The organism is Inquilinus sp. OTU3971 (assembly GCF_038440215.1).
In genome coordinates this window covers 1-2,193 of the sequence record NZ_JASATH010000390.1, presented here as the reverse complement: position 1 = coordinate 2,193, position 2,193 = coordinate 1, and the positions used below count along the sequence as shown (strand labels likewise).

At 70.3% G+C, this 2,193-nt stretch carries 1 protein-coding gene; it reads left to right on the top strand.

Going from position 1 to position 2,193, the window contains the following annotated elements:
• Positions 1 to 9: 9 nt before the first annotated feature.
• Positions 10 to 2,193 (top strand): calcium-binding protein (locus AAHM41_RS39970; protein ID WP_342242213.1); only part of this gene is annotated, 2,184 nt, incomplete at its 3' end.

The window sequence follows — 2,193 nt, the reverse complement described above, 5'->3', positions numbered from 1 at the left end:
CCCGCCCCCTTGCGGGGGGCGGGGGTAATTTCCGCCCCCGCGGGGGGGGGCGACGACAGCGTCGGTGGCGGGGACGGGGGCGACAGCCTGCTGGGCGAGGATGGCAATGACATGCTCTCCGGCGGCGCCGGGGGCGACTACCTCGATGGCGGCGCGGGCTGGGACACTGCGTATTTCGGCGCGGCGGTCACCATCAACCTTGCGACCGGCGCCCATTCCGGCGAGGCCGCGGGCGATCTCTTCCTCGGCATCGAGAAGTTCAGCGGCGGCGAGGGCGACGACGTGATGATCGCCAGCGACGCCGGGGCCGCCTATTTCGCCGGCGGCGACGGCATCGACGCCCTCTATGGCGGCGCCCGGGACGATTGGCTGCAGGGCGGCAAGGGCGCGGACGCGATCAAAGGCGGCGCCGGCTCCGACACGGTCTCCTACGCCGATGCGCCGGGCGCCATCATCGCCGAGATGTATTTCACCGACGGCAGCACCACCGACGGCAAGATCCATGCCGGCCAATGGGGATACGACACGCTGGTCAGCATCGAGAATGTGGAGGGATCGCACTTCGACGACTCGCTCTACGGCGACGAACGATCGAACACGCTCTGGGGCATGGACGGCAACGACCGGCTGGAGGGTGATGCCGGCGGCAGCCCGCAGGGATCGCACGACTTCCTGCTCGGCGGCGCCGGCAACGACACCGTCACTATCGGCATCTTCGACCATGCCTTCGGCGGGGTCGGCGTCGACACCGCCTCCTTCATCGGTGGCCCGGTCTCGATCGACTACAACAGCAACACCTTCCAGATCGGCGGGCTCGGCTTCGAGATGTACGAGTTCGAGGTCTACAACGGCACCGGCGGCGTCGATACGCTGTACGGCGCCAGCCATGGCGAGACCGTCAATTTCGGCGCCGGGGACGACGTCGTCTACGCCCAGGGCGGCGACGACGTCATCTATGTCGACGCCGGGACGGACATCATGGACGGCGGCGCCGGCCGCGACACCATGGTGTTCACACGCGCGATGGTGGCCGACTGGCAGGCCGGCGTGCTCGACGCCTATATCGGCGCCGATGTCTGGCGCAATTGGGAGGCGATCCAGGGCTCCGCCGGCGACGACCGGATCCGCACCAACAGCTGGGGCTTCGCCATCGAGCTGCGCGGCGGGGCGGGCAACGACGTGCTGGCCACCGGCGTTGCCGGCGTGGTCGGCGACACGCTCCTGGGCGAGGAGGGCAACGACCAGCTCAACGGCGGCGCCGGCGCCGATGTCATGCGTGGCGGTGCCGGGAACGATGTCTATGTCGTCGACATCGCCGCCGACGTCGTCGACGAATCCGTCGCCGGGTCGGGCGGCAGCGACACGGTGCAGGCCGGGTTCACCTTCAGCCTGGCGGCCTCGGCCACGCTGCTGGGCCAGATCGAGAATCTGCTGCTGCTCGGCGGTGCCGCCATCAACGGCACCGGCAATGCGTTGGCCAACATCCTCACGGGCAACAGCGGCGCCAACACGCTGCAGGGCCTGGCCGGCAACGATGTGCTCGACGGCGGCGCCGGGGCCGATATCCTGCGTGGCGGCGCCGGCGACGACACCTATGTCGTCGGCTCCACCGCCGATGTCATCGACGAGTCGGTCGCCGGATCGGGCGGCATCGACACGGTGCAGGCCTGGTTCGGCTTCAGCCTGCTGGCCTCGGCCAGGCTGCTGGGCCAGGTCGAGAACCTGGTGCTGCTCGGCGGCGCCGGCATCAACGGCACCGGCAATGCGGCCGCGAACAGCCTCGTCGGCAATTCCGGCGCCAACACGCTGCAAGGCCTGGCCGGCAACGACATACTCCGCGGCGGCGCCGGGGCCGACCGGCTGGACGGCGGTGCCGGCATCGACACCGCCAGCTACTACGCCGGCACCGTGGGGGTCGCGGTGAACCTGGCCACCGGTGTCGGCGCCGGCGGCGAGGCGCAGGGCGATATCCTGATCGGGATCGAGAACCTCTCGGGCAGCCAGGGCAATGACAGCCTGGTCGGGACCGGCGGGGCCAACACGCTGCAGGGCTGGAACGGTGCCGACGTGCTCCGCGGCGGCGCCGGGGCCGACCGGCTGGACGGCGGTGCCGGCATCGACACCGCCAGCTACTACAGCAGCAATATCGGGGTTGCGATCAATCTCGAGACCGGCAAGGGCAGCGGCGGCGAG